The sequence below is a fragment of the Pseudomonas sp. MUP55 genome (genome assembly GCF_034043515.1).
In the GTDB taxonomy this organism is placed as follows: domain Bacteria; phylum Pseudomonadota; class Gammaproteobacteria; order Pseudomonadales; family Pseudomonadaceae; genus Aquipseudomonas.
The window spans coordinates 3,354,764-3,380,764 of the sequence record NZ_CP138214.1; the positions used below are offsets into that span (position 1 = coordinate 3,354,764).

At 62.4% G+C, this 26,001-nt stretch carries 25 protein-coding genes and 1 pseudogene; 10 read left to right on the top strand and 16 right to left on the bottom strand.

The genetic code is table 11. The features are described 5' to 3' along the window. Position 1 precedes the first annotated feature (1 nt). Complete coding sequence (locus SC318_RS15060; RefSeq protein ID WP_320427435.1) at positions 2–1,246, top strand: saccharopine dehydrogenase family protein; 1,245 nt, start codon at positions 2–4, stop codon at positions 1,244–1,246. An 824-nt stretch (positions 1,247–2,070) separates the two neighbouring features. Here the strand turns inward: SC318_RS15060 and glsB are convergent. Then, positions 2,071–2,979: a glutaminase B gene (gene glsB, locus SC318_RS15065; protein WP_320431242.1), complete on the bottom strand. Its 909-nt coding sequence runs from the start codon at positions 2,977–2,979 to the stop codon at positions 2,071–2,073. 55 nt (positions 2,980–3,034) lie between these two features. Further along, complete coding sequence (locus SC318_RS15070) at positions 3,035–3,379, bottom strand: hypothetical protein (protein ID WP_320427436.1); 345 nt, start codon at positions 3,377–3,379, stop codon at positions 3,035–3,037. A 274-nt stretch (positions 3,380–3,653) separates the two neighbouring features. Here SC318_RS15070 and SC318_RS15075 point away from each other — a divergent pair, with 274 nt between their 5' ends. Continuing rightward, the gene (locus SC318_RS15075) at positions 3,654–4,736 is read left to right on the top strand and encodes an LLM class flavin-dependent oxidoreductase (protein WP_320431243.1); all 1,083 of its coding nucleotides are present in this window, start codon (positions 3,654–3,656) and stop codon (positions 4,734–4,736) included. A gap of 43 nt (positions 4,737–4,779) precedes the next feature. On the opposite strand, the gene uvrA is transcribed toward SC318_RS15075, so the two are convergent. The 7 genes from uvrA to SC318_RS15110 all read right to left on the bottom strand — a co-directional run bounded on the left by uvrA (position 4,780) and on the right by SC318_RS15110 (position 15,841). Beyond that, on the bottom strand, positions 4,780–7,299 hold the full coding sequence (gene uvrA / locus SC318_RS15080) for an excinuclease ABC subunit UvrA (RefSeq protein ID WP_320427437.1): 2,520 nt from the start codon (positions 7,297–7,299) through the stop codon (positions 4,780–4,782). Further along, positions 7,296–9,008 carry an ATP-binding protein gene (locus SC318_RS15085; protein WP_320427438.1) on the bottom strand — a complete coding sequence of 571 codons (1,713 nt, stop codon included), beginning with the start codon at positions 9,006–9,008 and terminating at the stop codon, positions 7,296–7,298. Before SC318_RS15085 ends, uvrA begins: the two co-directional genes overlap by 4 nt. 99 nt (positions 9,009–9,107) lie before the next feature. Beyond that, positions 9,108–12,179, bottom strand: a complete 3,072-nt coding sequence (locus SC318_RS15090) for an error-prone DNA polymerase (protein WP_320427439.1) — start codon at positions 12,177–12,179, stop codon at positions 9,108–9,110. 136 nt (positions 12,180–12,315) lie between these two features. Continuing rightward, positions 12,316–13,731: a Y-family DNA polymerase gene (locus SC318_RS15095; RefSeq protein WP_320427440.1), complete on the bottom strand. Its 1,416-nt coding sequence runs from the start codon at positions 13,729–13,731 to the stop codon at positions 12,316–12,318. Between the two features lie 7 nt (positions 13,732–13,738). Further along, positions 13,739–14,353 (bottom strand): translesion DNA synthesis-associated protein ImuA, encoded by a 615-nt coding sequence (gene imuA, locus SC318_RS15100; RefSeq protein ID WP_306493343.1) that lies wholly within the window; start codon positions 14,351–14,353, stop codon positions 13,739–13,741. Further along, complete coding sequence (gene lexA / locus SC318_RS15105; protein WP_320427441.1) at positions 14,353–14,970, bottom strand: transcriptional repressor LexA; 618 nt, start codon at positions 14,968–14,970, stop codon at positions 14,353–14,355. Before lexA ends, imuA begins: the two co-directional genes overlap by 1 nt. A 283-nt stretch (positions 14,971–15,253) precedes the next feature. Further along, positions 15,254–15,841 carry an NUDIX domain-containing protein gene (locus tag SC318_RS15110; protein WP_320427442.1) on the bottom strand — a complete coding sequence of 196 codons (588 nt, stop codon included), beginning with the start codon at positions 15,839–15,841 and terminating at the stop codon, positions 15,254–15,256. Between the two features lie 180 nt (positions 15,842–16,021). Between SC318_RS15110 and SC318_RS15115 the strand changes: the two genes are divergently transcribed. Then, entirely contained in the window at positions 16,022–16,948 is a 927-nt protein-coding gene (locus SC318_RS15115) for an alpha/beta hydrolase (protein WP_320427443.1), read from the top strand. Between the two features lie 177 nt (positions 16,949–17,125). On the opposite strand, the pseudogene SC318_RS15120 reads toward SC318_RS15115, so the two are convergent. Beyond that, positions 17,126–18,302 (bottom strand): annotated as a pseudogene (locus SC318_RS15120) (L-lactate dehydrogenase). A 120-nt stretch (positions 18,303–18,422) separates the two neighbouring features. Between SC318_RS15120 and SC318_RS15125 the strand changes: the two are divergent. Then, a complete protein-coding gene (locus tag SC318_RS15125) occupies positions 18,423–19,208 on the top strand; it encodes a DeoR/GlpR family DNA-binding transcription regulator (RefSeq protein WP_320427444.1) in 786 nt (261 codons plus the stop codon). Here the strand turns inward: SC318_RS15125 and SC318_RS15130 are convergent. Genes SC318_RS15130 through SC318_RS15140 form a run of 3 tightly spaced genes read right to left on the bottom strand, consistent with a single transcriptional unit; the run spans position 19,173 to position 20,541 of the window. Beyond that, positions 19,173–19,901, bottom strand: a complete 729-nt coding sequence (locus SC318_RS15130) for a DUF72 domain-containing protein (protein WP_320427445.1) — start codon at positions 19,899–19,901, stop codon at positions 19,173–19,175. The genes SC318_RS15125 and SC318_RS15130 overlap by 36 nt on opposite strands. Further along, positions 19,898–20,329, bottom strand: a complete 432-nt coding sequence (locus SC318_RS15135) for a DNA methylase (RefSeq protein ID WP_320427446.1) — start codon at positions 20,327–20,329, stop codon at positions 19,898–19,900. The genes SC318_RS15130 and SC318_RS15135 overlap by 4 nt, the downstream gene beginning before the upstream one ends. A 2-nt stretch (positions 20,330–20,331) precedes the next feature. After that, the gene (locus SC318_RS15140) at positions 20,332–20,541 is read right to left on the bottom strand and encodes a hypothetical protein (RefSeq protein ID WP_306493351.1); all 210 of its coding nucleotides are present in this window, start codon (positions 20,539–20,541) and stop codon (positions 20,332–20,334) included. Positions 20,542–20,739: 198 nt separating this feature from the next. Between SC318_RS15140 and SC318_RS15145 the strand changes: the two genes are divergently transcribed. Both SC318_RS15145 and SC318_RS15150 read left to right on the top strand, forming a co-directional pair. Continuing rightward, positions 20,740–21,243 carry a DUF4142 domain-containing protein gene (locus SC318_RS15145; RefSeq protein WP_320427447.1) on the top strand — a complete coding sequence of 168 codons (504 nt, stop codon included), beginning with the start codon at positions 20,740–20,742 and terminating at the stop codon, positions 21,241–21,243. 30 nt (positions 21,244–21,273) lie between these two features. After that, positions 21,274–21,834, top strand: coding sequence for a type 1 glutamine amidotransferase domain-containing protein (locus SC318_RS15150; protein ID WP_124386996.1), 561 nt, complete (start codon positions 21,274–21,276; stop codon positions 21,832–21,834). A 61-nt stretch (positions 21,835–21,895) separates the two neighbouring features. On the opposite strand, the gene SC318_RS15155 is transcribed toward SC318_RS15150, so the two are convergent. Beyond that, positions 21,896–22,102 carry a PLDc N-terminal domain-containing protein gene (locus SC318_RS15155; RefSeq protein ID WP_306493354.1) on the bottom strand — a complete coding sequence of 69 codons (207 nt, stop codon included), beginning with the start codon at positions 22,100–22,102 and terminating at the stop codon, positions 21,896–21,898. 289 nt (positions 22,103–22,391) lie between these two features. On the opposite strand from SC318_RS15155, the gene SC318_RS15160 reads away from it, so the two are divergent. Further along, entirely contained in the window at positions 22,392–22,868 is a 477-nt protein-coding gene (locus tag SC318_RS15160; protein ID WP_124386998.1) for a PA2171 family ribosome-binding persister protein, read from the top strand. 66 nt (positions 22,869–22,934) lie between these two features. Here the strand turns inward: SC318_RS15160 and SC318_RS15165 are convergent, their stop codons facing one another. Both SC318_RS15165 and SC318_RS15170 read right to left on the bottom strand, forming a co-directional pair. Further along, complete coding sequence (locus SC318_RS15165) at positions 22,935–23,477, bottom strand: putative natural product biosynthesis protein (RefSeq protein ID WP_320427448.1); 543 nt, start codon at positions 23,475–23,477, stop codon at positions 22,935–22,937. A 62-nt stretch (positions 23,478–23,539) separates the two neighbouring features. Further along, positions 23,540–23,923 (bottom strand): DUF2946 domain-containing protein, encoded by a 384-nt coding sequence (locus SC318_RS15170; RefSeq protein ID WP_320427449.1) that lies wholly within the window; start codon positions 23,921–23,923, stop codon positions 23,540–23,542. A gap of 180 nt (positions 23,924–24,103) precedes the next feature. On the opposite strand from SC318_RS15170, the gene SC318_RS15175 reads away from it, so the two are divergent. The 3 genes from SC318_RS15175 (at position 24,104) to SC318_RS15185 (ending at position 25,838) form a co-directional block, all read left to right on the top strand. Beyond that, positions 24,104–24,712, top strand: coding sequence for an SCO family protein (locus tag SC318_RS15175; RefSeq protein WP_034106413.1), 609 nt, complete (start codon positions 24,104–24,106; stop codon positions 24,710–24,712). After that, positions 24,712–25,194, top strand: coding sequence for a copper chaperone PCu(A)C (locus tag SC318_RS15180; protein ID WP_320427451.1), 483 nt, complete (start codon positions 24,712–24,714; stop codon positions 25,192–25,194). Before SC318_RS15175 ends, SC318_RS15180 begins: the two co-directional genes overlap by 1 nt. A gap of 155 nt (positions 25,195–25,349) precedes the next feature. Continuing rightward, positions 25,350–25,838 (top strand): HIT family protein, encoded by a 489-nt coding sequence (locus tag SC318_RS15185; RefSeq protein WP_320427452.1) that lies wholly within the window; start codon positions 25,350–25,352, stop codon positions 25,836–25,838. Positions 25,839–26,001: the final 163 nt, after the last annotated feature.

Genomic DNA, 26,001 nt, shown 5'->3' on the forward strand with positions numbered 1-26,001 from the left:
ATTGAAAAAGAACGTTCTTATCATTGGTGCAGGAGGTGTCGCCAAGGTGGTGGCCCACAAGTGCGCGCAGCACAACGACGAACTCGGTCGTATTGCTATCGCGTCGCGCAACATCTCCAAATGCCAGGCCATCATCGACAGCGTCAAGGCCAAGGGTAGCCTCAAGGTACCCGCCCAGATCCAGGCCTTCGCGCTGAACGCCCTGGACGTGGAAGCGACCAAGGCCCTGATCCGCGAGACCGACTCGCAGATCGTCATCAACGTAGGTTCCGCGTTTCTCAACATGTCAGTGCTGCGTGCCTGCATCGACACGGGCGTGGCTTACCTGGACACCGCCATCCACGAAGAGCCGGGCAAGGTCTGCGAGACCCCGCCGTGGTACGGCAACTATGAATGGAACCACCTGCAAGAGTGCAAAGAGAAGAACATCACCGCCATCCTTGGCGTGGGCTTCGACCCAGGTGTCGTCAACGCATACGCCGCACTGGCGCAGCAACAGCATTTCGACCGCATTGATTCGATCGACATTCTCGACGTCAATGCCGGCTCCCATGGCAAATACTTCGCCACCAATTTCGACCCGGAAATCAACTTCCGCGAGTTCACCGGACAGGTGTGGAGCTGGCAGAACAGCCAGTGGACCAGCAACACCATGTTCGAAGTCAAACGCACCGACGATCTGCCGGTAGTCGGTTCGCAGAACCTTTACCTCACCGGCCACGATGAAGTGCACTCGCTGTCGAAAAACCTCGACGTGCCGAACGTGCGTTTCTGGATGAGCTTCGGCGAACACTACATCAACGTGTTCACCGTGCTGAAAAACCTCGGCCTGCTTTCCGAGAAGCCGGTCAAGACCGCCGAAGGCCTGGAAGTGGTGCCGTTGAAAGTGGTCAAGGCCGTATTGCCCGACCCGTCTTCGCTCGCTCCGGGCTACACCGGCAAGACCTGCATTGGCGACCTGGTCAAAGGCACCAAAAACGGCCAGCCGCGTGAAATGTTCATCTACAACGTGGCCGATCACGAAGAAGCCTTCGCTGAAACCGACAGCCAGGGCATCTCCTACACCGCCGGCGTTCCGCCAGTGGCCGCCGCGCTGCTGGTAGCGCGTGGTGAGTGGGACGTGAAGCACATGGCCAACGTTGAGGAACTGCCGGCTGAGCCGTTCCTCAAAGCGCTGGATGTGATGGGCTTGCCGACTCGGATCAAAGACGAGCACGGCGATCGCGCCTGGGATGCAAAGGCCTGATAGGCAATCGCTGACCGAACAAAAAAATGCGCCCTCAGGGGCGCATTTTTTGTTTGGGCTCACATAAATCCCAAAACCAATAAAGATCCAATGTGGGAGGGGGCTTGCCCCCGATGGCGGTGTATCAGCTACAACGGAGCTGGCTGACACACTGCATCGGGGCAAGCCCCTCTCACAGAAATAGCACTTCGCCCCGGACCCTCAGAGTTTTCACAACCATTTCAGGCTGACTGCTGGTGAACACGGTCTTGGACGAAGCCCACCCAGCCCCTTCACACCGATCGTTCCCCACGCTATGCGTGGGAATGCATCCCGTGACGCTCCGCGTCACCTTGCGCGGGACCTGGGCTCATCACTGGAAAGGACGCGGAGCGTCAGGGGCGGCATTCCCACGCGGAGCGTGGCAACGATCTCAAATGCGCCCCCAGGGGCGCATTTTTTGTTTGGGCTCACATAAATCCCAAAACCAATAAAGATCCAATGTGGGAGGGGGCTTGCCCCCGATGGCGGTGTATCAGCTACAACGGAGCTGGCTGACCCACTGCATCGGGAGCAAGCCCCCTCCCACAGAGATAGCACTTCGCCCCGAACTCTCAGAGTTTTCACAACCCTTTCAGGCTGACTGCTGGTGAACACGGTCTTGGACGAAGCCCACCCAACCCCTTCACACCGATCGTTCCCCACGCTCTGCGTGGGAACGCATCCCGTGACGCTCCGCGTCACCTTGCGCGGGACCTGGGCTCATCACCGGAAAGGACGCGGAGCGTCCGGGGCGGCATTCCCACGCGGAGCATGGGAACGATCTTAAACGTTCCACTGCGACGCTAAAACACCGACCACCCAATCCGCTCACTCAACAGTTCCAACGCCTTCATCCCCGCCAGCGAATTCCCCGCCGCATTCAATTCCGGCGACCACACGCACACCGTAAACTGCCCCGGCACCACCGCGACGATCCCGCCGCCTACCCCGCTCTTGCCCGGTAATCCCACCCGGTAGGCAAAATTGCCCGCCTCGTCATACAGCCCGCTGGTGGCCATGATCGAGTTCACCTGTTTGGTCTGGCGCGCCGTCAGAATCTGCTCGCCACTGTGGGCGCTCACGCCCTCGTTGGCCAGAAAGCTGAACGCCCTGGCCAGGTCCAGGCAGCTCATCTGCAAAGCGCAGTAATTGAAGTAACTGTGCAGCACCGCGTCCACATCGTTGTGAAAATTGCCGAAGGCTTTCATCAGGTAGGCCATGGCCGCGTTGCGCGCGCCGTGCTGCGCTTCCGACTCGGCGACCGCGCTGTTGACCAGGATCTGCGGGTTGCCGGACAGGCGTCGTACGAAGTCGCGCATCGACAGGATCGGCACGGCGAAGCGTGACTGGTTGATGTCGCAGATCACCAGCGCGCCGGCGTTGATAAATGGGTTGCGCGGGCGGCCGCGTTCGAATTCCAGTTGCACCATGGAGTTGAATGGCTGCCCCGACGGTTCGTGGCCCAGGCGTTCCCAAATGGTTTCGCCGCCGTGGTCGATGGCCTGCACCAGGCTGAACACCTTGGAAATGCTCTGCACCGAGAACAGCGTGTCGGCATCACCGGCGCAGTAGGCTGCGCCGTCGTTGCCGTATACCGCGATGCCCAGCTGGTTGGCGGGCACATCGGCCAGGGCGGAGATGTAGTCGGCGACTTTGCCGAGGCCGATCAGGGGGCGCACTTCGTCGAGGATCGACTCCAGCAGCGCCTGCATATCTTGTCCTGTCATCTTGATTTGAATCAGTGGTGAACGAGGCGCGGAGGATACTTCAATGGGCGCGGAAGCCCCACACAATCTCGACCACGCGTTCAGCGACCACCAGGTAGATCAGGATCAGCAGCAGTTGCAGCGCCAGGTGATAGCGCAGCTTGGCGAGCCGGCGAATGCCGTCACTGACGTTCAGCAGCATCAACAGCGTCGACAGGATAATCAGCCCCCAACCGGCGACATAGGAGGCGAAGACCCCGATGAATAACTCATGATGCCCCACCAGCGTATTGGTGCCCGCCGCAAACAGCAGCGCGCACACCAGCAGGTTTTTCACGTTGTCGAAAATCTGTGTGCTCAGGTCGTTTTCCAGCAACGCCAGGTACCGCGTCCATAACGTGCGCATGCGTGAGTACCGAGTGGGAAGGCTCGTCAATCAAGGTAGTTCAAATGGGCAGGCTGTCGAGCGCTGACCAGGCAAGCACGTCACGCAACAGACGTGCACAGCAATAGCAAAATGCAATCCATTGATAATATGAAAACCTATAATTCCATAATTTAATAATTAGGTTAGAACCAATCGGCCTTTTACAGGCACGCCCGTGCGCTCTATTTTCACGCTACGGACCGACCCCCTGCCCGGTGGAGGCTTGTTTATCGACTTCAACAAGGACCTGACCATGAGCATCGAATTCATCGGCTACATCGGCGGCCATCATGCCTCCGAAATTCACCCGCGCAGTGGCCCCACCCTGCAGCCGGACTACGTTGAACGTGTGGCGCGCGCCCACGAAGAGGCCGGCTTCGACCGTGCCCTGGTGGCCTTCCACTCCAACAGCCCGGACAGCACGCTGATCGCCGCCCACGCCGCCAGCGTGACGCAACGGCTCAAATTCCTGATCGCCCACCGCCCAGGCTTCGCCCAGCCCACGTTGGCCGCGCGCCAGTTCGCCACGCTGGATGTGTTCAACGGTGGCCGTACCGCCGTGCATATCATCACCGGCGGCGACGACCGCGAGCTGCGCGCCGACGGTAGCCATATCGGCAAGGACGAGCGCTATGCGCGCACCGACGAATACTTGAGCGTGGTGCGTCAGGAATGGACCAGCGACAAGCCCTTCGACTTTGCCGGCAAGTTCTATCAGGTCGAGGGCGCGTATTCCACGGTGAAGTCGCCGCAACAGCCGCATATCCCGGTGTACTTCGGCGGCTCGTCCGCGGCGGCGATTGCAGTGGCGGGCAAGCATGCGGACGTGTATGCGCTGTGGGGCGAAACCTATGAGCAGGTGCGCGAGGTGGTGACCCAGGTGCGCGCCGAAGCGGCGCGGCACGGGCGTACGATTCGCTTCAGTCTGTCATTGCGCCCGATCCTGGCCGAGACCGAGGAACTGGCGTGGCAGCGGGCGGACAGCATCTTGCAGCAAGCCACGGCGCTGGCTGAAAAAAGCGGTTTTGTGCGGCGCGAACCGCCCAATGAAGGCTCGCGCCGGTTGCTGGCGGCAGCGGCGCAAGGCTCGCGTCTGGATAAACGTCTGTGGACCGGGATTGCCGGCTTGCTCGGCGCACAGGGCAATTCCACCTCGCTGGTGGGCACGGCCGAACAGGTCGCGCAGGCGCTGCTGGATTACTACGACCTGGGCATCACAACATTCCTGATTCGCGGGTTCGATCCGCTCAACGATGCGATCGACTACGGCAAGACGCTGATACCGCTGACCCGCCAGCTGGTCGCCGAACGCGAACGGGCCAGGCAAGTCGCTTGAGAAACGGCGGGAGGACGCACGCGCCCTCCCGCATTCCTGGCGGCTAGCCAAGTTCTCGCGCCAGGAATGGCGCCGTGCGGCTGGTCTTGCTGTTGGCGACCGTCTGCGGCGTACCACTGGCAACCACTTTGCCGCCCGCGTCCCCGGCGCCGGGGCCAATGTCGATCACCCAGTCACTCTGGGCCACCACGCGCATTTCATGCTCGACCACCACCACCGTATGCCCCGCCTCCACCAATTGGTTGAGCTGGCTGAGCAAGCGGTCGACGTCCTTGGGATGCAGCCCGGTGGTCGGCTCGTCCAGTACATATAACGTGGCGCCCCGCGCATTGCGTTGCAGCTCGGTCGCCAGCTTGATGCGCTGCGCCTCACCGCCGGACAGCTCGGTGGCCGGCTGGCCAAGGCGCAGATAACCCAGGCCGATATCGCGCAGCACCTGCAGTGCGCGCAGCACGCTCGGTTGCTCGGCGAACACGTCGACGGCCTGCTCCACCGTCAAGCCCAGCACTTGGGCGATGTTCAAGCCTTGCCATTTGACCGCCAGGGTCTCGGGGTTGTATCGCGCACCGTGGCAGGTCGGGCATGGCGCATACACGCTGGGCATAAACAGCAATTCAACGCTGACAAAGCCCTCGCCTTCGCAGTTCGGGCAACGGCCCTTGGCGACGTTGAAGGAAAACTGCCCGGCGTCGTAACCGCGTTTCTTCGCGGCCGGCGTTGCGGCGAAGAGTTTGCGCACGTTGTCGAACAGCCCGGTGTAGGTCGCCAGGTTGGAGCGCGGCGTGCGGCCGATGGGTTTCTGGTCCACTTGCACCAGACGGCGGATATGCTCCAGCCCGGCACTGATACGCCCCTCGCTGGCGGCGGGCGCGGCGTCTTCCAGGCTGGGCTCGTCGACGCTTTCCAGCTCGCGCCCAAGGCCGCTGCTGACCAGCTCCAACAGCGCCTGGCTGACCAGGCTGGACTTGCCCGACCCGGAAATCCCGGTCACCGCCGTGAAGCAGCCCAGCGGGAAGCCCACCTCAAGATTGTTCAAGTTATTGCGCGTCACCCCGTGCAGCTTCAGCCAGCCGCTGGGTTCGCGCCGCGCCTGATTCGACGGGCGCGCTTGGGCAAACAGGTACTCACGGGTCTGCGACGCGGCGATATCCGCCAACCCCGCGGGCGGGCCGCTGTACAGCACTTGGCCGCCGTGTTCGCCCGCGGCCGGGCCCACATCGATCAGCCAGTCGGCGCGGCGCATGGTTTCCAGGTCATGCTCCACCACAAACAGCGAATTACCGGCGGCCTTCAAGCGCGCAAGTGCGCTGAACAGGGCCTCGCCATCGGCCGGATGCAGGCCGGCGGAAGGTTCATCCAGCACATAGATCACGCCGAACAACTGCGAGCCCAGTTGAGTGGCCAGGCGCAGGCGCTGCAATTCCCCGGATGACAGGGTCGGCGTGCTGCGCTCCAGGGACAGATAGCCCAGCCCCAGTTCGATCAAGGTGCTGACCCGTTCCAGCAAATCCTCGGCGATACGTTGGGCCGCCAGGCGTTTTTCCACCGACAACTTCATCTTGTCCTGCCCCGCCGCCACCGGCCGCAGCAACTCGGCCAGGCGGTTCAGGGACAGTTGCGACAACTCACCGATATCCACCCCGGCAAACTTCACCGACAGCGCCGCCTTGGTCAGCCGCTTGCCCTCGCACAACGGGCAGGCGCTGCCTTGCATGAACTGCGACACGCGCTTTTTCATCAGCGCACTCTGGGTGTGGGCGAAGGTGTGCAGAATGTAGCGCCGCGCGCCGCTAAAGGTGCCCTGGTAACTGGGCTCCAGCTTGCGCTTGAGGGCATCGCGGGTCTGCGCCGGGGTGAAGCCGGCGTACACCGGCACGGTGGGGGTTTCTTCGGTGAACAGAATCCAGTCGCGCTGTTTTTTCGGCAGCTCGCGCCACGGAATGTCCACGTCGTAACCCAGGGTCACCAGGATGTCCCGCAGGTTCTGCCCCTGCCACGCCAACGGCCAAGACGCCACCGCGCGCTGGCGGATGGTCAGGGACGGGTCGGGCACCATCAACGCTTCGGTCACTTCATACACGCGGCCCAGGCCATGGCATTGCGGGCACGCGCCCTGGGGCAGGTTCGGCGAAAAGTCCTCGGCATACAGCATCGCCTGCCCCGGCGGGTAGCTGCCGGCGCGCGAATACAGCATGCGGATCAGGCTCGACAAGGTGGTCACACTGCCCACCGATGAGCGCGCACTCGGCGTGCCACGCTGCTGTTGCAGGGCCACGGCGGGCGGCAAGCCTTCGATACTGTCGACATCCGGCACGCCGACCTGGTCGATCAGACGGCGCGCATAGGGCGCCACCGATTCGAAATAACGACGCTGGGCCTCGGCGTATACGGTGGAAAACGCCAGGGACGATTTGCCGGAACCGGACACGCCGGTAAACACCACCAGGGCATCGCGCGGGATGTCCACATCGACGTTACGCAGGTTGTGTTCGCGAGCGCCACGCACCCGCACGAAGCCGGTGTGCTGGGCGGTCGGTGAAGGGATGTTGCGCTGTGAAGTCATGGACAACCTTGTCTGGCGGTGAGCACGCTACGCACCCGTTGCGTCAGGGCGTCGGGGCTGTAGGGTTTGCTCAGCAGGTGAATATCGGCGCTGAGCAGATGATTGGAGGAAAGAATGTCGCGGGTGTGGCCGGAGGTGAACAGCACCGGGATCGGCGGCGCCTGCTCACGCGCCCAGTTGGCCAGGTCGGTGCTCTTGATGCGGCCGGGCATGACGACATCGGTGAAGATCAGTTCCGGTTGCAGGCCCGATTGCAGTTTGGCCATGGCCTGATCGCCGTCTTCAGCGGTCAGCACGGTGTAGCCCGATTGCTGCAGCAGCTCCACCACGGTCAGGCGCACGCCTTCGTTGTCCTCCACCACCAGAATGGTTTCCTGGCCGGTGCAGGGGCTTTCCTCGCCGGTATCCAGGTCCAGATGTTCCGGTTCCAGGCTGCGCGGGAAATACATCTGCACCACCGAGCCTTTGTTCTCCTCGCTCCAGATGTCGACATGCCCGCCGCTTTGGCGCACAAAGCCAAACACCATGCTCAGCCCCAGGCCGGTGCCCTGCCCTTCGCGCTTGGTGGTGAAGAACGGCTCGAACGCACGCTTGAGCACCGTCGGCGGCATGCCCACGCCGGTGTCGGTGACCGCCAGGCGCACGTACTCGCCGGGCTTGATGCTTTTGCCCGCGCATTCGGCCGGGTTGAGAATGATATTTTCGCCGGTGATACGGATCACACCTTCGCCTTGCATGGCATCGCGGGCATTGATCGCCAGGTTGAGCAGCGCGTTTTCCAGTTGGTTGCGGTCGACGTTGATGCACCAGGAATCCTGCGGCAACTGTACGTCCAGGTGAATGGTCTCGCCCAGCGCGCGTTGCAGCAGTTCACCAAGCCCGGCGTAGATGCGTTGCGGGTTGTACACCGCGGGGGACAAGGGTTGGCGCCGGGCAAACGCCAGCAGTTGCGAAGACAAGGTGGCGCCGCGCTCCACCGCAGCGATGGCGGCAGCCACCCGCCGTTGCACCTGCGGGTTGTCCGGTTCATGCCGGGCCAGCAAGTGCAGGTTGCCGGCGATCACTTGCAGCAGGTTGTTGAAGTCGTGGGCCACACCGCCGGTCAGGCCGCCAATGGCTTCGAGTTTCTGTGACTGGCGCAACTGCTCCTCGGCGGCGGAACGCGCCTGCACTTCGGCCGCCACGCGCTGCTCCAGATTATGGGTCAGCTCCTGACGCACCCGCTCGGAGCGCACCAGTTCAGTGGTCTCCACCACGATGGCCAGCACCCCGGCCGGTTGCTGGTTGTCGCCGGCCACGGGACTGTAATACAGGTCCAGCCAGAGGTTTTCCGGGTTGCCGTTACGCGACAACACCAGTTCCTTGTTGTTGAACGACAAGGTGCCGCCGGCCAGGCAGGTGTCCAGCACATGCCGGTTGAACTCGGCCACTTCCGGCCAGCCCAGCTCCACCGGCGTGCCCAGCAAGTAGGGATGGCGCCCGCCCGCGAACACCGAGTAGCTGTCGTTGTAGATCATGTAACCGGCCCGTCCCCACAGCATCACCATCGGCACCGGCGAGGCGAGCATCATCTGCACGGTGCAGGCCAGGCTGGTGGACCAGCGATCGATCGGGCCCAGGTCGGTGGTTGACCAGTCGAACGTGCGAATCTGCTGGGCCATTTCACCGGCCCAACCTTCACAGCCGTGTGGGTTGGATAAAAATTGCATGGTTGGCTCTGGGCAAAGAGAGGGCAGTTGCAAGTTTTGGAGCGCAGCGGCGCGGGATGGTTTCATCTCGTCTGACACAAGCTTAAGAAACCACTGGCCTCAGTGAAAATCCCGGCTGCGCACCACAATGCCATCCAGCAGCGGTGTCAGATCGGTCAGGCGCCCAGCGATCAAATGTCGCACCTCGCCCACCGCCTCCCAGCGCCCATCCACCTTGAGCAGCCGCGACCCCACCAGCGCCTGGCGCTGACGCTCGGCCAGGTCACGCCAGACCACTACGTTGAGGTTGCCGAACTCATCTTCCAGGGTGACAAAGGTCACGCCGCTGGCGGTGCCTGGGCGTTGGCGCCCGGTGACCAGCCCGGCGACGCTCACGTTGCGCCCATGCTCCACGGTCAACAGCTCCTGGGAACTGCGGCAGCGGCGCTTGCGCAGTTCGGCGCGCAGCAGTGTCAGGGGATGGGGCCCAAGGGTGGTGCCGAGCGTGGCGTAATCGGCATGCAAGTCTTCGCCGACCGTGGGCTGGGGCAATGCCACCACCGCTTCATCGGGGCTCGGCAGGCCGGCAAACAGGCCCAGTTGCTTGTGCACACCGGCCACCTCCCAGCGCGCCTGGTGCCGGTTACCGGCCAACGCGCGCAACGCGCCGGCATCCGCCAGCAATGCCTGGGCGCGGGCATCCAGGCCGACGCGGGCGTCGAGGTCGGCGATGTCGCTGAAGGCGCGGTGTTGGCGCACGGCCTCGATGCGCCGGCCGTCCTCTTCGCGAAACCCCGAGATCATGCGCAGGCCCATGCGGATCGCCGGCTGCTGGCCGTCGATGGGCTCCAGGCTGCAATCCCAGTCGCTGGCCTGCACGTCCACCGGGCGGATCTGCAGGCGATGACGGCGTGCGTCCTGCAGGATCTGGTCCGGGCTGTAGAAGCCCATTGGCCAGCTGTTGATCAGCGCGCAGGCAAACGCCGCCGGCTCATGGCATTTGAGCCAGCAACTGGCATACGTCAGCAAGGCAAAACTGGCCGCGTGGGACTCGGGGAAACCATAGCTGCCAAAGCCCTTGATCTGCTCGAAAATCTGCGCGGCAAAGGCTTCGGTGTAGCCGTTTTTCAGCATGCCATCGCGCAGGCGCTTTTGATGGGGTTCCAGGCCGCCGTGACGCTTCCAGGCGGCCATGGAGCGGCGCAACTGGTCGGCCTCGCCGGGGCCGTAGTCGGCGGCGACCATGGCGATCTGCATCACTTGCTCCTGGAACAAGGGGATGCCCAGGGTGCGCTCCAGCACCACTTTCAATGCCGGCGACGGATAGGTTTCTTCTTCCTCTTTATTCCTGCGACGTAAATACGGATGCACCATACCGCCCTGGATCGGCCCCGGCCGGACGATGGCGACCTCGATCACCAAGTCATAAAACGTCTTCGGCTTGAGCCTGGGCAACATCGACATCTGCGCCCGCGATTCAATCTGGAACACGCCGATGGTGTCAGCCTTGCTGATCATCGCGTAGGTGGCCGGGTCCTCCTTGGGGATGCTGGCCAGGCTCAAATCCAGGTGGCGATGGCGGCGCAGCAGGTCGAAGCAGCGACGGATCGCGCTGAGCATGCCCAGGGCGAGAATGTCCACCTTGAGCAGGCCGACGGCGTCGAGGTCGTCCTTGTCCCACTGAATGATGGTGCGCTCGGCCATGGCGGCGTTTTCCACGGGCACCAGGGTGTCCAACGGGTATTCGGAGATCACGAAGCCACCGGGATGCTGGGACAAATGCCGCGGAAAGCCGATCAACTGCTGAGTCAGGGTCAATACGCGGCGCAGCAGCGGGCTGTCCGGGTCGAAGCCGCTTTCACGCAGGCGCTCCAACGGCGGCGCATCGTCACTCCAACGCCCGCAGCATTCGGCCAAGGCGTTGACCTGATCCGCCGGCAACCCGAGGGCCTTGGCCACATCCCGCACCGCGCCGGTGGCGTGGTAACTGCTGACCACCGCCGTCAAGGCGGCACGCGTACGGCCATAGCGCTGGAACACGTATTGCAGCACCTCTTCGCGGCGCTCGTGTTCAAAATCCACATCGATGTCCGGCGGCTCGTTGCGCTCCCTGGACAGGAATCGTTCGAACAGCAGGTTGCTCAGGCTCGGGTTGATCTCGGTGATGCCCAGGGCAAAACACACCGCCGAGTTGGCCGCCGAGCCACGTCCCTGGCACAGGATCGAGCGGCTGCGGGCGAAGCGCACAATGTCGTGCACCGTGAGGAAATAGCTCTCGTAGCCCAACTCGCTGATCAACTCCAGCTCGGTGTTGATCTGCTTCAGGGTCTTGGCGTCAATGCCGTCGGGCCAGCGCAGCGCGATACCTTCCTTGGTCAGGGTGCGCAGCCAGGATTCGGCGTCATGGCCGGCGGGCACCAGCTCGCGGGGGTAGTGGTAACGCAACTGGCCGAGGTCGAAGGTGCAGCGCCGCGCGATGGCGAGGGTTTCATCAAGCAAGGCTTGCGGGTACAGCGCGGCCAGGGCGTCGAGGCTGCGCAGGTGCCGCTCGCCATTGGGGTGCAGGTGCAGGCCAGCCTCGGCCACGGGTACGTGGTGGCGGATGGCGGTCATGGTGTCTTGCAGGGCGCGGCGGCCACGCGCGTGCATGTGCACATCACCGCAGGCGACCGCCGGGATCTGCAGGCTGGCCGCCAGCTGCAGGCGTTGCTCCAGATGGCGCGCATCGTCCTGCCCGCAGTGCAAGTGCACCGCCAGCCACAGGCGCTCGGCAAAGGTGCGGCGCAGCCACTGGATGCTGGCCTGGGTGTCGCTGTCCTGGGCTACCCACAGCGCCAGCAGGCCGGGCAGCGGTTGCTCGAAATCTTCATGCAGCAGGCGATAGCTGCCCTTTTCGGCGCGGCGCCGGGCCAGGGTGATCAAGCGGCACAGGTGCTGGTAACCGCTCAGGTTCTCCACCAGCAACACCAGTTTCGGACCGTTCTCGATGCGCACCTCACTGCCGATGATCAGCGGCAGCTCCAGCGCTTTCGCTGCCTGCCAGGCGCGCACGATGCCCGACAGCGTGCATTCGTCGGTAATCGCCAGGGCGCTGTAGCCCTGGCGCTTAGCCCGCTCGAAGAGTTCCAGCGCACTGGAGGCGCCGCGCTGGAAGCTGAAGTTGGACAGGCAATGCAGCTCGGCGTAACTCATGCCTGCCCCGCCCCTGTAGGAGCGAGCTTGCTCGCGAAGGAGGTTAACGATAACGCGGGGCACCAGAATGAATGCGGTGCTCTGGAGTTTTTCGCGAGCAAGCTCGCTCCTACAAAGGGTGGTGGCGTGTTGGCGTTCATGCGAACCAGCCTTGCAACCACAAACCATCCGGCTGCCCCACCGTGCGGTAGGCCCAGCCTTGCTGGCCGGCACGGGTCTGGATGAGGTAATAGTCGCGGCGGATATCGGCGCCATCCCACCAGCCGGATTCGATGCGCTCCGGCCCCATCAGGATCTGTACGCCCTGCTCGGCCAGCAAGGTCGGTTGATTCAACAACCAGCCAGGACGGCGCACCTTGTGCAAGGTCGGGCACGGGTGGTTGTCGACGGTGGCTTGCCAGGCGCATTCGGGGCGATGGTCGGCGTGAAAACGCAGGCCCTGCACCGCCTCGTCACCCAGGCGCGCGCGCAGGCGTTCGCGCAATTGCTCCCAGGGCAAACTCTGTTGCGGACGGTCGTCAAACAGGTCCTGGCGTTGCGGCACGAATACCGGCAAGTCCTGGGCCACCAGGCGAAAACCGCGCACGGGCGCTGTGACCTGCACCTGTTCCAATCGCCCACGGGCCAGTTCGAACAGCATTGCCGGTTCGCGCTCGGCGCTGAGCAAGCCCACCTTGATCACACTGTCCGGCGCCTGGGCATGTTCCAGGTGCAAGTCGAAGCGCTGCACGCCACTGTCACGCCCGCACAGAAAGGCGGATAAGTCAGCGGTCAAACGGCGCAAGGGAAACAGCAGCGCCTGGTGGGATTGCACGTCGAAATTCAACTCAATGCGCACATCGAACTGGTCCGGCGGCTGATAGAACTCCAGGGCCAATGGCCGGTGCCCGGTCAGCGCGTCGAGGTGCTTGAGCAGGCTGGCGTCAAAGCGCCGCGCCAGGGTATGCCGGGGCAGCGCTTGCACCTGGGCCACCGTGCGCAGGCCCATGCGCGACAAGGCCACGGCGGCCTGCGGTTCAATCCCGGCGCGGTCGATCGGCAGCGGCGCCAGGGCCTGCATCAGGGCGTAGTCGTCGGCCACGGCCAGGCCATCGTAACGGTTCGCCAGCACCCGCGCCGCGGCCGGGTTGGGCGCGGCGACGATGCGGTGACGAAAGCCCAGCTCGGTCAACTCCTTGCGCAAACGCGCTTCGAACTGCGGCCACGGCCCGAACAGGCCCAGGCTCGACTCGATCTCGAACAGCAAGGCGCGTGGGTAATACACGCTGACCTGGGAACTGAAACGGTAGGCCCAGGCGGCGAGGAACTGCTGCCAGCGCTGGATTTCCAGCGGGTCGTATTCGGCACAGGCAAAGGTTTTGACCAGCGCATGCGCGGCCGTCAGCGACTGGCCGGGGCGCAAGCCCAGGGCGCGGGCGGCGGCATTGACGGTTTGCAGCACGCGCCGCTGCGGCGTACCGGCCAGCAGTGCCAGCGGCTGGTCGGGCTCGGGATGGGCACGCAACACCCCGTCCAGCGCCAATTGCGGGAAGACAATACACACCCAGCGCATGGCAACCTCAATGCCCCGCCAGGGCAATGGGCGCCGGGTGGGCCAGGCCGCCTCGGCACTTGAGTACGCGCACTTGTGCGGGCCTGGCCTCCACCGCCAGGCGCAAGGCGGCCGGCGATGGATTGACCGCTTCACTCAAGGCGCGCCAGGCAAACGCCAGGGTCTGCCCGGTTTCCGCCGCCACCTGCAAACGGCGCAAGGCCCGGTCATCGGCCTTGTGCGGCCAGCACAGCACCGCGCCGCAACTGCCGGAGCGCAGGCATTGCTCCACCGCCCACAGCGCGTCGCGCTCCTGGGCCTGGATCACCGCGAGCTGGCGCACATCCACCCCGGCGTTCTGCCAGGCATGGGGATACGGCGTGTAGGGCGGCGCTACCAGCACAATGCGTTCGCCCATCGCCGACAAGCGCGCCAGGGTCGGCAGCACCAGTTGCAGTTCGCCTACGCCGTCCTTGGCCATCAGGATTTCACTCAACGCCGCTTCCGGCCAGCCGCCGCTGGGCAGCACCGCGTCCAGCGCCGCAAGCCCGGTGGGATGTACGCTGGCCGGTGGCGCGGCAGGACGACCCTTCCAGACTCGCCCGCCATTGAACAGCGAGTCCAGGGCAACCACGGCGCCCATCAGCCTTGCCTCACCAGGCCGCAGAACACCCCTTCGATGGCCAGGTCCTGATCGGCCCCGACCACGATGGGTTGATACGCCGGGTTGCGCGGCAGCAGGCGCACCTTGTCGCCACTGCGCTCGAAACGCTTGATGGTGACTTCACCGTCCAGGCGCGCCACCACAATCTGCCCGTTCAAGGCCTCGGCACTGCGCCGCACGCCTACCAGGTCACCATCGAGAATACCGTCTTCGATCATCGAGTCACCCTGCACGCGCAGCAGGTAGTCCGGTGTCTTGGCGAACGTGGCGGGGTCCAGTTGCAGACGATTGTGCACTTCGGCATCCGCGCCGATGGGCAGGCCCGCGGCCACCCGGCCGAGCACCGGGATGTCCAGCCATTCCGGGCGTGACGGTTGGTTGAGCAGGCGAATACCACGTGCCTGGTTGGGGTTGACCTCGATAAAGCCGGCTTCGGTCAGGGCCACCACATGCTTGCGGGCGACGCTGCGCGAGGCAAAGCCGAACGCCTCGGCGATCTCGGCGAGGCTCGGGGGCTGGCCTTGCTGCGCGATGCGGTCGCGGATGAAGGTCAGGATGGCGGTGCGGCGGGGGGTCAGGTTTGTCATGGAGTACATTTGTACTCCTGTCGGAATTTTCTGACAATAGCCGTCAGTCGGGGCTGGGGATTGGCCTGGGAACCACAAGCAAAACAGGGCGGGGCTTGCCCTGATGCCAATCAGTTAAGGCAAACACCGTACCTGTGGCGAGGGAGCTTGCTCCCGCTGGACTGCGCAGCAGGCCCATTTTTTGAGGCCGCTTTGCGGCCCAGCGGGAGCAAGCTCCCTCGCCACAGATGACTTCTGAATTGAATCCAATAAGACAGGTGCTCCCACAGGTTGATCGTCAGGCTCGATTGGGCTACCAGCGCTCTTTCAACATGCGCAGTTCCAGATGCTGCAGCAGCATGATGGTCTTGCCATCCACGATTTCCCCGCTGGCCACCATCTCCAGCGCCTGCTCGAACCCCAGCTCCAGCACTTCGATGTCCTCGCCCTCTTCCTCCAAGCCACCGCCCGTGCCAACGCGGTCGCCCGGTTGGTACTCACCGATAAAGAAGTGAATCCGCTCGGTCACCGACCCCGGGCTCATGAACGCCGCATAGATTTTCTCCACATGCCCGACGCGGTAGCCGGTTTCTTCCTCGGCCTCCAGACGGATACGCTCTTCGGGGCTGGCATTGTCGAGCAGGCCGGCCGCCGCTTCGATCAGGTAACCGGTGTAATCGTTGACGAACGTGGGCATGCGGAACTGGCGGATCAGCAGCACGGTGCGCTGGGCGCGGTTGTACAGCAGGATGGTCGCACCGTTGCCGCGGTCGTACACCTCGCGGGTCTGGGCTTGCCAGCTGCCGTCGCGGCGGCGCAGGTCGAAGCTGTATTTTTTCAAGAGGTACCAGTTATCCGAAAGGGTTTCTTCGGCAGTGATGCGCACGGGGCTGTTGTTCATGGTCGGGCCTTTGCTCAAAGAAGCGGAGCATCGCGTGCAGGTCATGCAGCGTCAAGCCGGTGACTGGCCTGTAGCGCTGCAACACTTTGCAAGCAATCCTGCTTCACGGCTGTCGTATTAATTCCTTCCTTCCCGGGCCATCTGGTAAAACCCGTGCTTGATCTTTGTAATGGAACCTTCATGTCCTCTCGTTCTATGCCCCGCCGGGGCCTGCGCTGGCTGACACTGCTGTGCATGGCCGTATTGATCGTCGGCCTGCCGGTGGGCTGCGCCGTGTTGCAACACAAGGAGCGCGAACTGGTGTTTCGCATCGAGCCGGGTACCGCAGGCTGGTACACCGGGCTGCCCAGCGCCGTGCAGGAGTTCGATATCAAGCCCGCTGCCTTCAAGGCCGGCCAGAATATCCATGGCTGGTGGTACCCGGCCGCTCAAAAGGACGCACCCGCGATCCTCTACCTGCACGGCGTGCGCTGGAACCTCACCGGCCAGCTGTTTCGCATCGAACAACTGCACGCCATGGGCTTTTCGGTACTGGCCATCGACTATCGCGGCTTTGGCAAAAGCCAGGGCGACCTGCCTTCGGAAACCACGGTATATGAAGACGCCCGCATCGCCTGGGAGCGCTTCCAGACCTTGCAGCCAGACCCCGGCAAACGCCTGATCTACGGGCACTCCCTGGGTGGCGCGGTGGCCATCGACCTTGCCGCGCAGTTGAGCAAGCAGGTACCGCTGCCGGTGCGCGGATTGGTGATCGAGTCCACGTTCACCTCCCTGGGGGATGTCGCCACGGCGGTTGCCAATACCTCCTGGCCGGTGCGCTGGCTGCTCTCGCAAAAATTCGATTCCATCGACAAGATGGCTGATATCCATATGCCCTTGCTGGTGGTACATGGCCTCGATGACCGCTACGTGCCACCGCGTTTCAGCCAGCAATTGTTTGAAGCCGCCCGCGAACCCAAGCGGCTGCTGATGGTGCCGGGTGCCAGCCATAACAACAGCATGAGCCTGGCCGGGCCAAATTATGGTCAGGCACTGAACAAGCTGATGCAAACGACGATGCCAACACCCGTGGTCACGCACTCCAAAGGCCGCGTGGGCGACTCATAAATGCGCTTTTCGGCACTGGGTTCGCTCAGGCCTGTCAAGCGCAAACCCTGCCCATATTGGCCCCCGCTGAAAGTTGATCAAAAATTGACCGCAGGTTAAATCGCCAACGCTGCCGGGGCCTTGCAAAGTTATCCACAGAGATACCCACGGTTTTCGTGGACAACTCTTTTTACTTTTTCAGGTTTTATTTACCCATTCAACGCCGTCAGGAAACGTGCCAGGTAGCAGGATCTCGCGGTTCACATCACGTATATCGTTATAGCCACACAGCGCCATCGACACGTCCAATTCACGGGCGATGATTTCCAGCGCTCGGGTCACACCCGCCTCACCCATTGCGCCCAAGCCATACAAGTGCGGGCGCCCGATCATCGTGCCCTTGGCGCCCAGTGCCATGGCCTTGAGTACGTCCTGGCCGGAGCGAATACCGCCATCGAGCCACACTTCAATCCGGCTGCCCACCGCCTCGACAATCGCCGGTAACTGGCTGATGCTCGACGGCGCGCCATCCAGCTGGCGGCCACCGTGGTTGCTCACCACCAATGCATCGGCGCCGGCATTGGCCGCCAGGCGTGCGTCCTCCACATCGAGGATGCCCTTGATAATCAGCTTGCCGCCCCAGCACTTCTTGATCCATTCCACATCGTCCCAGCTCAGGCGCGGGTCGAACTGCTGGGCGGTCCAGGCCGACAGCGAACTCATGTCGGCCACCCCCCGTCACATGCCCGACGATGTTGCCGAAGCCACGTCTCTGGGTACCCAGCATGCCCATGACCCAGCGCGGCTTGGTCATCATGTTGAGGATATTGGGCAGGGTCAGTTTGGGCGGCGCGGACAGGCCGTTGATCAAGTCCTTGTGTCGCTGGCCGAGTATCTGCAGGTCCAGCGTCAGCACCAGCGCGTCAACGCCTGCCGCCTTTGCGCGCTCGATCAACCGCTCGATAAAGCCACGGTCGCGCATCACATATAACTGGAACCAGAACGGCTGGCCGACGTGCTCGGCGATGTCTTCCAGCGAACAGATGCTCATGGTCGACAAGGTATAGCGCAGGCCGAACGCTGCGGCGGCGCGCGCAGTGAGGATCTCGCCATCGGCATGCTGCATGCCCGCCAGGCCGGTAGGCGCCAGGGCCACCGGCATGGCCATGTCCTGGCCAATCATGCTGGCGCGAATCGAACGCTCATCAATATTGCGCGCCACGCGCTGACGGAACTTGATCCGGGCAAAGTCGCTTTCATTGGCCCGGTAGGTGCTCTCAGTCCAGGAGCCGGAATCGGCGTAGTCGTAGAACATCCGGGGCACACGTTTTTGCGCAAGCTTGCGTAAGTCTTCGATGGTTGTGATCAACGACATCGGGTCACCTCTCCCTGAACTGAACCCAGAGAGTAACCGGCGATGGCTCGGGCAACCAGTCGTTGCGTTTGGACAGGCCGGCGCTTAATCTTGCACAAACCCGCAATAAAGCGCACAAACATGCAAAACAACCACCACGCCATCGACCTGCCTTCCCTGCGCAAACAAAAGATTCTGTTGCTGCTGGAGCGCGACGGCAAAGTCACGGCGTCCGAGCTGGTCGAGCATTTCGCCGTGTCCCAGGACACCATCCGCCGCGACCTCGGCGAACTCGCCGCCGCTGGCCTGTTGCAGCGCGTACACGGCGGTGCCCTGCCCCGGCCCAGGGACACTGGCAAGGATTTTTTCACCCGTGTCGGCGAGACCGATGACGTCAAGCGGCGCCTGGCACAGTTGGCCGCGCAGCAGGTTGAAGACGGCCAGATCGTGCTGTTCGATTCCGGTTCCACCACCCTGCAGATCGCCCGATCATTGCCCCACTCCATCCACCTGACCGTGGTCAGCCCATCGCCGATGATTGCCATTGCGCTGGCGGACCACCCCCACGTGACCGTGATCCTGGCCGGTGGTCAACTCAACCCCATCACCCTCTCCACTGGCGGCCATGAAGCGCTGCGCCTGATCCAGAGCATCAAGGCTGACTTGCTGTTCACCGGCGTGTGCGCACTGCATCCGCAAGTGGGCATCACGTCACTGCATTTTGCTGAAGTGGCCGTCAAGCAAGCCTTGCTCGACAGCGCCTCCCAGGTGGTGGCCGTGACTACCTCGGACAAGCTTGGTGCGGTGGAGCCCTTTGTGGTGGCGCCGTGCAACCGCATCCATACGCTGATTACCGAGTGGGATGCACCCGGTGTCGAGGCTTACGAGCAATCAGGCCTGCACGTGCTGCGGATGGACGCCGAGTAGGTCAAGGGCATCGGCCACCGCGTGGCCACTGGCGGTGTTATCGAAAATGCACCAAGTGGGAATGCCCGCCTCAATCGACTGCTGTAACGACCGTGCATAAGCCTGCACCCGATCGTGCCCATAGGCGCTGTGATAAATCCGCGGCGAGCCGTGCAGGCGCCAATAGCGCACGCCTTGCCAGGCCTCGCCTGCATCGATCACCGCAGGGTCGGCAGTGACCCAGGCAATCTCGAAGGCCTGCAGCAAGGCTCCCGCCGCGAGCCAACTGGCATGCCGCGGTTCCAGCACCACGGTGCCGGCAAAGCGTTGGCGCAGCGCCTCGAAAAAAGCCTGGGCAACCGGCCGTTCAAAACTCAGGGAAGGCGGCAGCTGGACCAACAGGCAGCCCAGCTTCTCGTTCAGTTGCAGGCACTGGGCGAGAAACTCGTCCAACGCAGTGCCACATTGCTGCAAGCGCAGTTCATGGGTGATTCGCTTGGGTACCTTGACGGAGAAACGAAACCCCTCGGGCACCGACTCACGCCAACGCTCATAGGTTTTGGGCAAGTGGGGCCGATAAAACGAACTGTTGATTTCCACCGCGTTGAAACGCGACGCATAGCGCTGCAAATGCGTGCCTTGCTCGGCGAAGGCCGGCCAATGTTCGCGAGGCAAACTCCAGCCGGCGCAGCCCACATACAAAGGTGCGGTCAAAACAATACCGTGGCGGCATCGCGCATGAAAATCTCGATGGTTTTGGGGCCGACACCGTCAAATTCAGCCAGGCGGTTTTCGAACGCCTGGCGGTTATCGCTGGCCTGCACCATCCGCGTGATGCTGCCGCTGTAATCGGCGTTGAGCTTGGCGCTCAGGTCCAACAGGCGCTGCGCGGTGGTTTCGTCGTAGCGCACGTAGTGCGCGCGGCCCAACATGGCCACCAACTCCCGCGACGTGCAGTGCTGCAACTTGCGTGCGGTGTCGCGGCCCTCCTCTTCAACGATCACCTTGTAGGCCTGCGCGGCAATGGGCGCCTGAATGCGCTTGCCCATCAGAAAGCTGGCGATAAACCACTTGAACAGGCTGCTGTCATCGTCAGGCTTGAGCTCGATACCCAATTGCGCCGCGCTGATGGAACGGGCCATGCTCACTGCCCCTTGCTGAGCTTCTCGTTGATGGCATCGGTCTGGCGTTCGATGTCCTTGATCGAGGTAGGCGTGACGACCTTGTCGATGGTTTCGGTCCTGGGGTTGGGGCGTTCCAGCGTCTGCCCTTTGGCGCCGTCGGCATTGCCCTTTTGCGTGTCTTCAGAGCTGATGGGCGCGGGGGTTTTATCGTCAGGCGTGTGATCGGTCACAGTGCAATCTCCTGGTCAATAACAGGCCACCGGGAGCGGCGACCCTATGCAGCAGAACCGCGGTGAATTGCATTAGTTCAAGGAAATTGCCGCGTCTGGCCGTTGAGTCAATTCGTGTAAAAAAAATTTAAACCTTTTGCGCAGGTCTCGGTTCAACAGTCAGGTAACGGCATCACGCCATTTCCAAGGAGAGACACCATGACGACTCGACTGATGAAACAAATGGGCCTGACATTCGCACTGGTTGCAGGCTCGATTTCCGCCGCAATGGCCGCAACGTCCAACGACTTTGTCGACAATGCCGCCCAAGGCGGTATCACCGAAGTGGAAGCCGGCAAGCTGGCCCTGGAAAAAAGCAGTTCGGCGGACGTGAAAACCTTCGCGCAACATATGATTGATGACCATACCAAGGCCAATCAAGAACTGATGGCACTGGCGAAAAAGCTGGATATCGAAGTGCCGGATGACGCCGCCCTGACGGACAAGGCGAAGAAAGCCATCCTGGAAATGCGCGATGAATCCTTCGACAAGGCGTACGCCAACAACCAGGTCAACGCCCACGAAACCACCGTCGCCCTGTTCAAGAAGGAAGCTGAATCCTCGGACAACGCGGAGTTGAAGGCCTTCGCCACCAAGACCCTGCCGACCCTTGAAGCGCACCTGAAGATGGCCAAGGAACTGCAAGCCAAACACGCCAAGTAATCCACCCATGACCCAAGGAGGCACTCGACCATGAGTTCGCAACTCAACGGTAAGCACATCCTCGTCATCACCTCCAACACCGGTATCGAGCGCGATGAACTGCTCAAGCCGTTGCAAGCCCTGCGCGGCTACGGCGCGACGGTAACCCACGCGTCCAGCAAAGGCGGGATCACCCAGACCTTTGTCGGCGATACCGAAAAGGACCAGACGGTGGAGTCCGACGTGCAACTGTCGGACGTGGTCAGCGGCAACTTCGACGCACTGGTCATTCCCGGCGGTACGGTGAATGCCGACACCCTGCGCCAGGATGCCGCCGCGCTGCGCTTGATCAATGAGTTCGCCCAGGCCGGCAAGACCATCGCTGCGATCTGTCACGGCCCGTGGACGCTGATCGACGCCGGCGTGGTCAAGGGCAAGACCCTGACCGCGTATAAAAGCGTGCGTATCGACCTTGAAAACGCCGGCGCTGCCAGCGTGGTCGATGCTCAGGTGCAGGTATGCACGGCCAACGGCTGGACCTTGATCACCTCGCGCACGCCGGACGATTTGCCGGCGTTCAACGAGGCGATTGCCAAGGCTGTCGCTGGCTGATCCGTAACCTGCAAAAAAAACAGGCGCCCCATGGGGCGCCTGTTTTCTTATGGCGGGTTTTTCAGTTTTTGCGCTGTTGCGCCATCTCACGCTTGGGCCCGAACATCGCCCAGGCAATCAGCCCCAGCAGCGGTACGAAGATCAGCACCACCAGCCACAACCCCTTGGATTCCCAGCCACCGGTGCTGCGCAATACGGTATTGATCGCCCACAATTCCAAGAGCAGCAAAATCACCGCCAATGCGATCCAGATATAGTTTATTTCCATGCTTCACCTCCTGAGGTCTAAAGGTTAGGTCAAGCAGAAGCGCCAAGGGTTCCATTGGATTTTTTCGAAACGAGGCCTGTCGCTGAAGGTGCGGCATCGGCAGATCGGCGTTGTGCAATCCACTTAACGCCCAATCATGCAAGCTGCACGACAACGAAACGTTCTATCGAGCCTATGCCGCTGATTTTAAAGAGCTTTTAAAAGACGCTAAAACTGGTACGCCTGATGCATTTCATTACTCACGAGGCGTGCGTTTCGACATGCCCGACGACTACCCGTGAGGTTCCACATGAATGCCATCGACCTTCTCAAAGCCGACCATGAACGCGTCAAGGCCCTGCTGACCCAACTGAGCGAATCCACCGAGCGCGGGGTGAAAAAACGCACCGAGTTGCTGGCCAAGCTGGAGATGGAAATCACCCTGCACACCAAGCTGGAAGAAGAGATTCTCTACCCTGCTTTCAAGAAAGCCGGCGGCAAGGAACAGGAGATCATGTACCACGAAGCCAAGGAGGAACACCGCACCGTCGATTCGCTGGTGCTGCCCGACCTGAAGCAGACCGACCCGTCATCCACCGAATTTTCCGGTCGCGTGAAAGTGGTTAAAGAGCTGCTGGAGCACCACATCGAGGAAGAGGAAAGCGAGATGTTTCCTCAAGCCAAGAAACTGTTGGGCAAGGCGCTGCTGGATGATCTGGGGGCCGAGATGGAAGCGATGAAAGCGGCCTATAAGAAGTCGATGGCTAGCAAGCCATTGGCCGCGTGATGCCCTCGCGACAGGCCTGCCATCAGGTCCTGTCGCGTTATCCTTCGCAAGGATCACCCAGACCTTTTACGGTACCGGCAACCACTCGCCGAACGCGCCTCGCTCACTCAACGGGCACCAGGCGAAATCCAGGTCAGGCGCCGCAGATACCTGCCGCTCTGCGGCTGTTGAAGCGGCGCCTTTCCAATCCAACACCCTCACGTTTCGCCAGCTCAGGGCAACCCCTGAGGCCTGGCTGTCGTCGGTGAGAATCCAGCGCGCGGCGGCGGCCATGAAGGCTTCGATAGGTTCGTCACCGATTTGCGTACTGTAGGGTGAACCCAGCAGCCAGCGGCACACGTTCAAATGGTAGGTCCAGTCCAGCGCTGGCCGGTTGCGATACGCCCAGGTCATGAAGCTGCGAAACAGGTTCAAGCCTTCCGGTGGGTCGAGCTTGAGCAACGCCGGGCAGACATCGAACAAGGTGTGCCAATGCGGCAGCAAGCGTGCATCCAGGTGTACGAAACAGCGGGCATTACTCGGATAGTCCGGCAGCACCGGTTCCGCGAGCGGCCGTCGGTCGGCCTTACTGACCAGGCGACGGGCGCCTGCAGGCAATAGGGTGTTCATCAAACGCACTCACAATCGTGACGATAGGACGCCTCCCGGTTACGGGAAGCCCAGGGCATACGTCAGAACGTGGGGGAAGCGCGGGGATTGGCCGAGGGCCAGGCATAACGTGGCGGCGCCCTGTTGCGTTGTTCATGGGCCACACGCGGGGTTTGCTTGAGGCTCAGCAGCCAGGCCAGGCCGATCAGGAAGACGATGGCGACGGTGACGGCGCTGCACACCGGGCAGACAAAGTAGTTCGAGATGTTGCTGGAAGACGGGTCAGCCAACCCTTTGTCGGAAACTGCCGGCCGGCCGCCGTCGACTGAACAGAACTGGCCGCCGATGCCATTGAGCTGTTGGCCCATCATCTGTCCGTGCCCCAACCCGCACGCGAACAGGTTCACCAGTACGCAGAAGTACAGGGCCCAGGCGATCAACGCACGGTCAGGGTGGCTCAATTTCATGGCGGCGACTCTACCACCGAGCCGCAAAAGGATGAAGCGCAGCGCGCCCCTGTGGCAGAACGTCGCAGATTACGCGGGGTGGCCAGGGTTGGTAGACTCCGCACCCTTCTCGTTACTCCTTTTCAAAGCCGGGTGCGCAGCAAGCAGAGCCATTCAGGCGTTTCACAGGATGCACAGTTGATGAGTACGTTATTCACCCGCCGCAAAGTGCTGACCGGCATGGGCCTGTTGGGCCTGGGCAGCCTGCTGGGCGGCTGTGACTACAGCCCCAAGCTCAATTTCAAGTACGGCAAGGACCTCAGTGACAAGATCATGGGGCGCACCTTCAAGCTCAAGAACACCGACGGCGAGACTGTCACCCTGAGCTCGTACCGTGGCCTGATGCCCGTGGTGTTCTTCGGCTTCACCCAGTGCCCGGCGGTGTGCCCGACCACCCTGGCACGCGCCGCCCAGGCGAAGAAGCTGATGGGCCGCGACGGTGAAATCATGCAGGTGGTGTTCATCACCCTGGACCCCGAGCGCGACACCCCCGAGATTCTCGACAAATACGTCAAGGCCTTCGACCCCAGCTTCGAAGCCCTCTACGGCACCCCGGAAGAAATCGCCGTGGCCGCCAAGGAGTTCGGGATCTTCTATGAAAAGATCCCCGCCGGCGACACCTACACCCTGTCCCACACCGCCACCAGTTTCGTGTTCGATACCCGTGGCAACCTGCGCCTTGGCTTGCAGGCGTCCCTTACCGCTAAAGAGTGCGCAGAAGACCTGCTCACCGTCATGGAGGTCTGCTAATGACTGCCGTTCACCACCTCAAGCGTTTCATCCTCGGCCTCACGCTGCTCGGCCTGGCCGCCCATGCCAGCGCCCAGGTGCAAGTGACCGACGCCTGGGTGCGCGCCACCGTACCGGGCCAACCGTCCAGCGGCGCGTTCATGACCGTCACCGCCGACAGCGACAGCCAGTTGCTGCGCGTGGCATCGCCGGTGGCCAAGGACGTGCAGATCCATGAAATGAGCATGAAAGACGACGTCATGCGCATGGGCCCGGTGAATGCGGTGGCCCTGCCGGCCGGCAAGCCCGTGACCCTCGACCCGAACGGCTACCACGTGATGCTGATGGGCCTGACCGGCCAGATCAAGGAAGGCGACCAGGTGCCGCTGACCCTCACGGTAAAAGACGCCAAGGGCACAGAGCAAAGCATTGAAGTGAAGGCTGCTGCGCGCGGCGTGGATGGCATGGACCACAGCCACATGGACCATAGCAAGATGCATTGAAGTGAACTCGTTAGAAATGTGGGAGGGGGCTTGCCCCCGATGAGGGAGTATCAGCACATACATTCGTGACTGAGCCACCGCCATCGGGGGCAAGCCCCCTCCCACATGGGGAATACTTGTTATCCTGCTGCACCAGCCAACCTGGACGCGCACCCATGCCAATCGACCCCGCCTTCATCCTGCACCAGACCGAACACTGGCTGCTCAACCATCACCAGTCTACAAAACTGCCCGGCTACCTGATGCTGGGCGCCAAGGCACCAATTGCCTCCCTGGCCGACATGCCCGACGCCGCACTGGCCGAACTGGGCGGCCTGCTCGCCCGAACCCAACGGGTAATGGAAACGCAGCTGCAGCCCAAGTGGTTGTATATCAGCCGCTACGGGCATATGCCGGGGTTCGCGCTGCACTTTCATTTGATCCCCGTCTATGACTGGGTAGAGCAAGCGTTCTGGCAAGACGAACGCTACCGCGCACTGCACAATTTCGGCTCGCAAACACTCGCCAGGGACCTGACCGATGGGGCCGAGCTGACGTTGTTTGTGTGGCGTGAGTTTGGCGAGAGCGATGCGCCGCCGCAGATTCAGGGGCCTTCAGTGCCCCAAGTGATCGAACGGCTAAGCGCAGCCTTCAAGACACAGTGAAGCGCCAAGATCGTTCCCACGCTCCCGCGTGGCCGTTACGCTCTGCGTCAACCTGCGGGCAGTAGCCAGCGGGACGCGGAGCGTCCTGGGAGGCATTACCACGCAGAGCGTGGGAACGATCACTGGACCGACCGTAGCAAGATGCATTGATGGGAAGCGCCAA

Coding starts and splice junctions, on each gene's coding strand:
- glsB (WP_320431242.1), bottom strand. CDS start 2,979: ATGCAGGCGCTGCTGGAGTCGATCCTCGACGAAGTGCGCCCCCTGATC.
- SC318_RS15070 (WP_320427436.1), bottom strand. CDS start 3,379: ATGCGCACGTTATGGACGCGGTACCTGGCGTTGCTGGAAAACGACCTG.
- SC318_RS15075 (WP_320431243.1), top strand. CDS start 3,654: ATGAGCATCGAATTCATCGGCTACATCGGCGGCCATCATGCCTCCGAA.
- uvrA (WP_320427437.1), bottom strand. CDS start 7,299: ATGACTTCACAGCGCAACATCCCTTCACCGACCGCCCAGCACACCGGC.
- SC318_RS15085 (WP_320427438.1), bottom strand. CDS start 9,008: ATGCAATTTTTATCCAACCCACACGGCTGTGAAGGTTGGGCCGGTGAA.
- SC318_RS15090 (WP_320427439.1), bottom strand. CDS start 12,179: ATGAGTTACGCCGAGCTGCATTGCCTGTCCAACTTCAGCTTCCAGCGC.
- SC318_RS15095 (WP_320427440.1), bottom strand. CDS start 13,731: ATGCGCTGGGTGTGTATTGTCTTCCCGCAATTGGCGCTGGACGGGGTG.
- imuA (WP_306493343.1), bottom strand. CDS start 14,353: ATGGGCGCCGTGGTTGCCCTGGACTCGCTGTTCAATGGCGGGCGAGTC.
- lexA (WP_320427441.1), bottom strand. CDS start 14,970: ATGTACTCCATGACAAACCTGACCCCCCGCCGCACCGCCATCCTGACC.
- SC318_RS15110 (WP_320427442.1), bottom strand. CDS start 15,841: ATGAACAACAGCCCCGTGCGCATCACTGCCGAAGAAACCCTTTCGGAT.
- SC318_RS15115 (WP_320427443.1), top strand. CDS start 16,022: ATGTCCTCTCGTTCTATGCCCCGCCGGGGCCTGCGCTGGCTGACACTG.
- SC318_RS15125 (WP_320427444.1), top strand. CDS start 18,423: ATGCAAAACAACCACCACGCCATCGACCTGCCTTCCCTGCGCAAACAA.
- SC318_RS15135 (WP_320427446.1), bottom strand. CDS start 20,329: ATGGCCCGTTCCATCAGCGCGGCGCAATTGGGTATCGAGCTCAAGCCT.
- SC318_RS15145 (WP_320427447.1), top strand. CDS start 20,740: ATGACGACTCGACTGATGAAACAAATGGGCCTGACATTCGCACTGGTT.
- SC318_RS15150 (WP_124386996.1), top strand. CDS start 21,274: ATGAGTTCGCAACTCAACGGTAAGCACATCCTCGTCATCACCTCCAAC.
- SC318_RS15155 (WP_306493354.1), bottom strand. CDS start 22,102: ATGGAAATAAACTATATCTGGATCGCATTGGCGGTGATTTTGCTGCTC.
- SC318_RS15160 (WP_124386998.1), top strand. CDS start 22,392: ATGAATGCCATCGACCTTCTCAAAGCCGACCATGAACGCGTCAAGGCC.
- SC318_RS15165 (WP_320427448.1), bottom strand. CDS start 23,477: ATGAACACCCTATTGCCTGCAGGCGCCCGTCGCCTGGTCAGTAAGGCC.
- SC318_RS15170 (WP_320427449.1), bottom strand. CDS start 23,923: ATGAAATTGAGCCACCCTGACCGTGCGTTGATCGCCTGGGCCCTGTAC.
- SC318_RS15175 (WP_034106413.1), top strand. CDS start 24,104: ATGAGTACGTTATTCACCCGCCGCAAAGTGCTGACCGGCATGGGCCTG.
- SC318_RS15180 (WP_320427451.1), top strand. CDS start 24,712: ATGACTGCCGTTCACCACCTCAAGCGTTTCATCCTCGGCCTCACGCTG.
- SC318_RS15185 (WP_320427452.1), top strand. CDS start 25,350: ATGCCAATCGACCCCGCCTTCATCCTGCACCAGACCGAACACTGGCTG.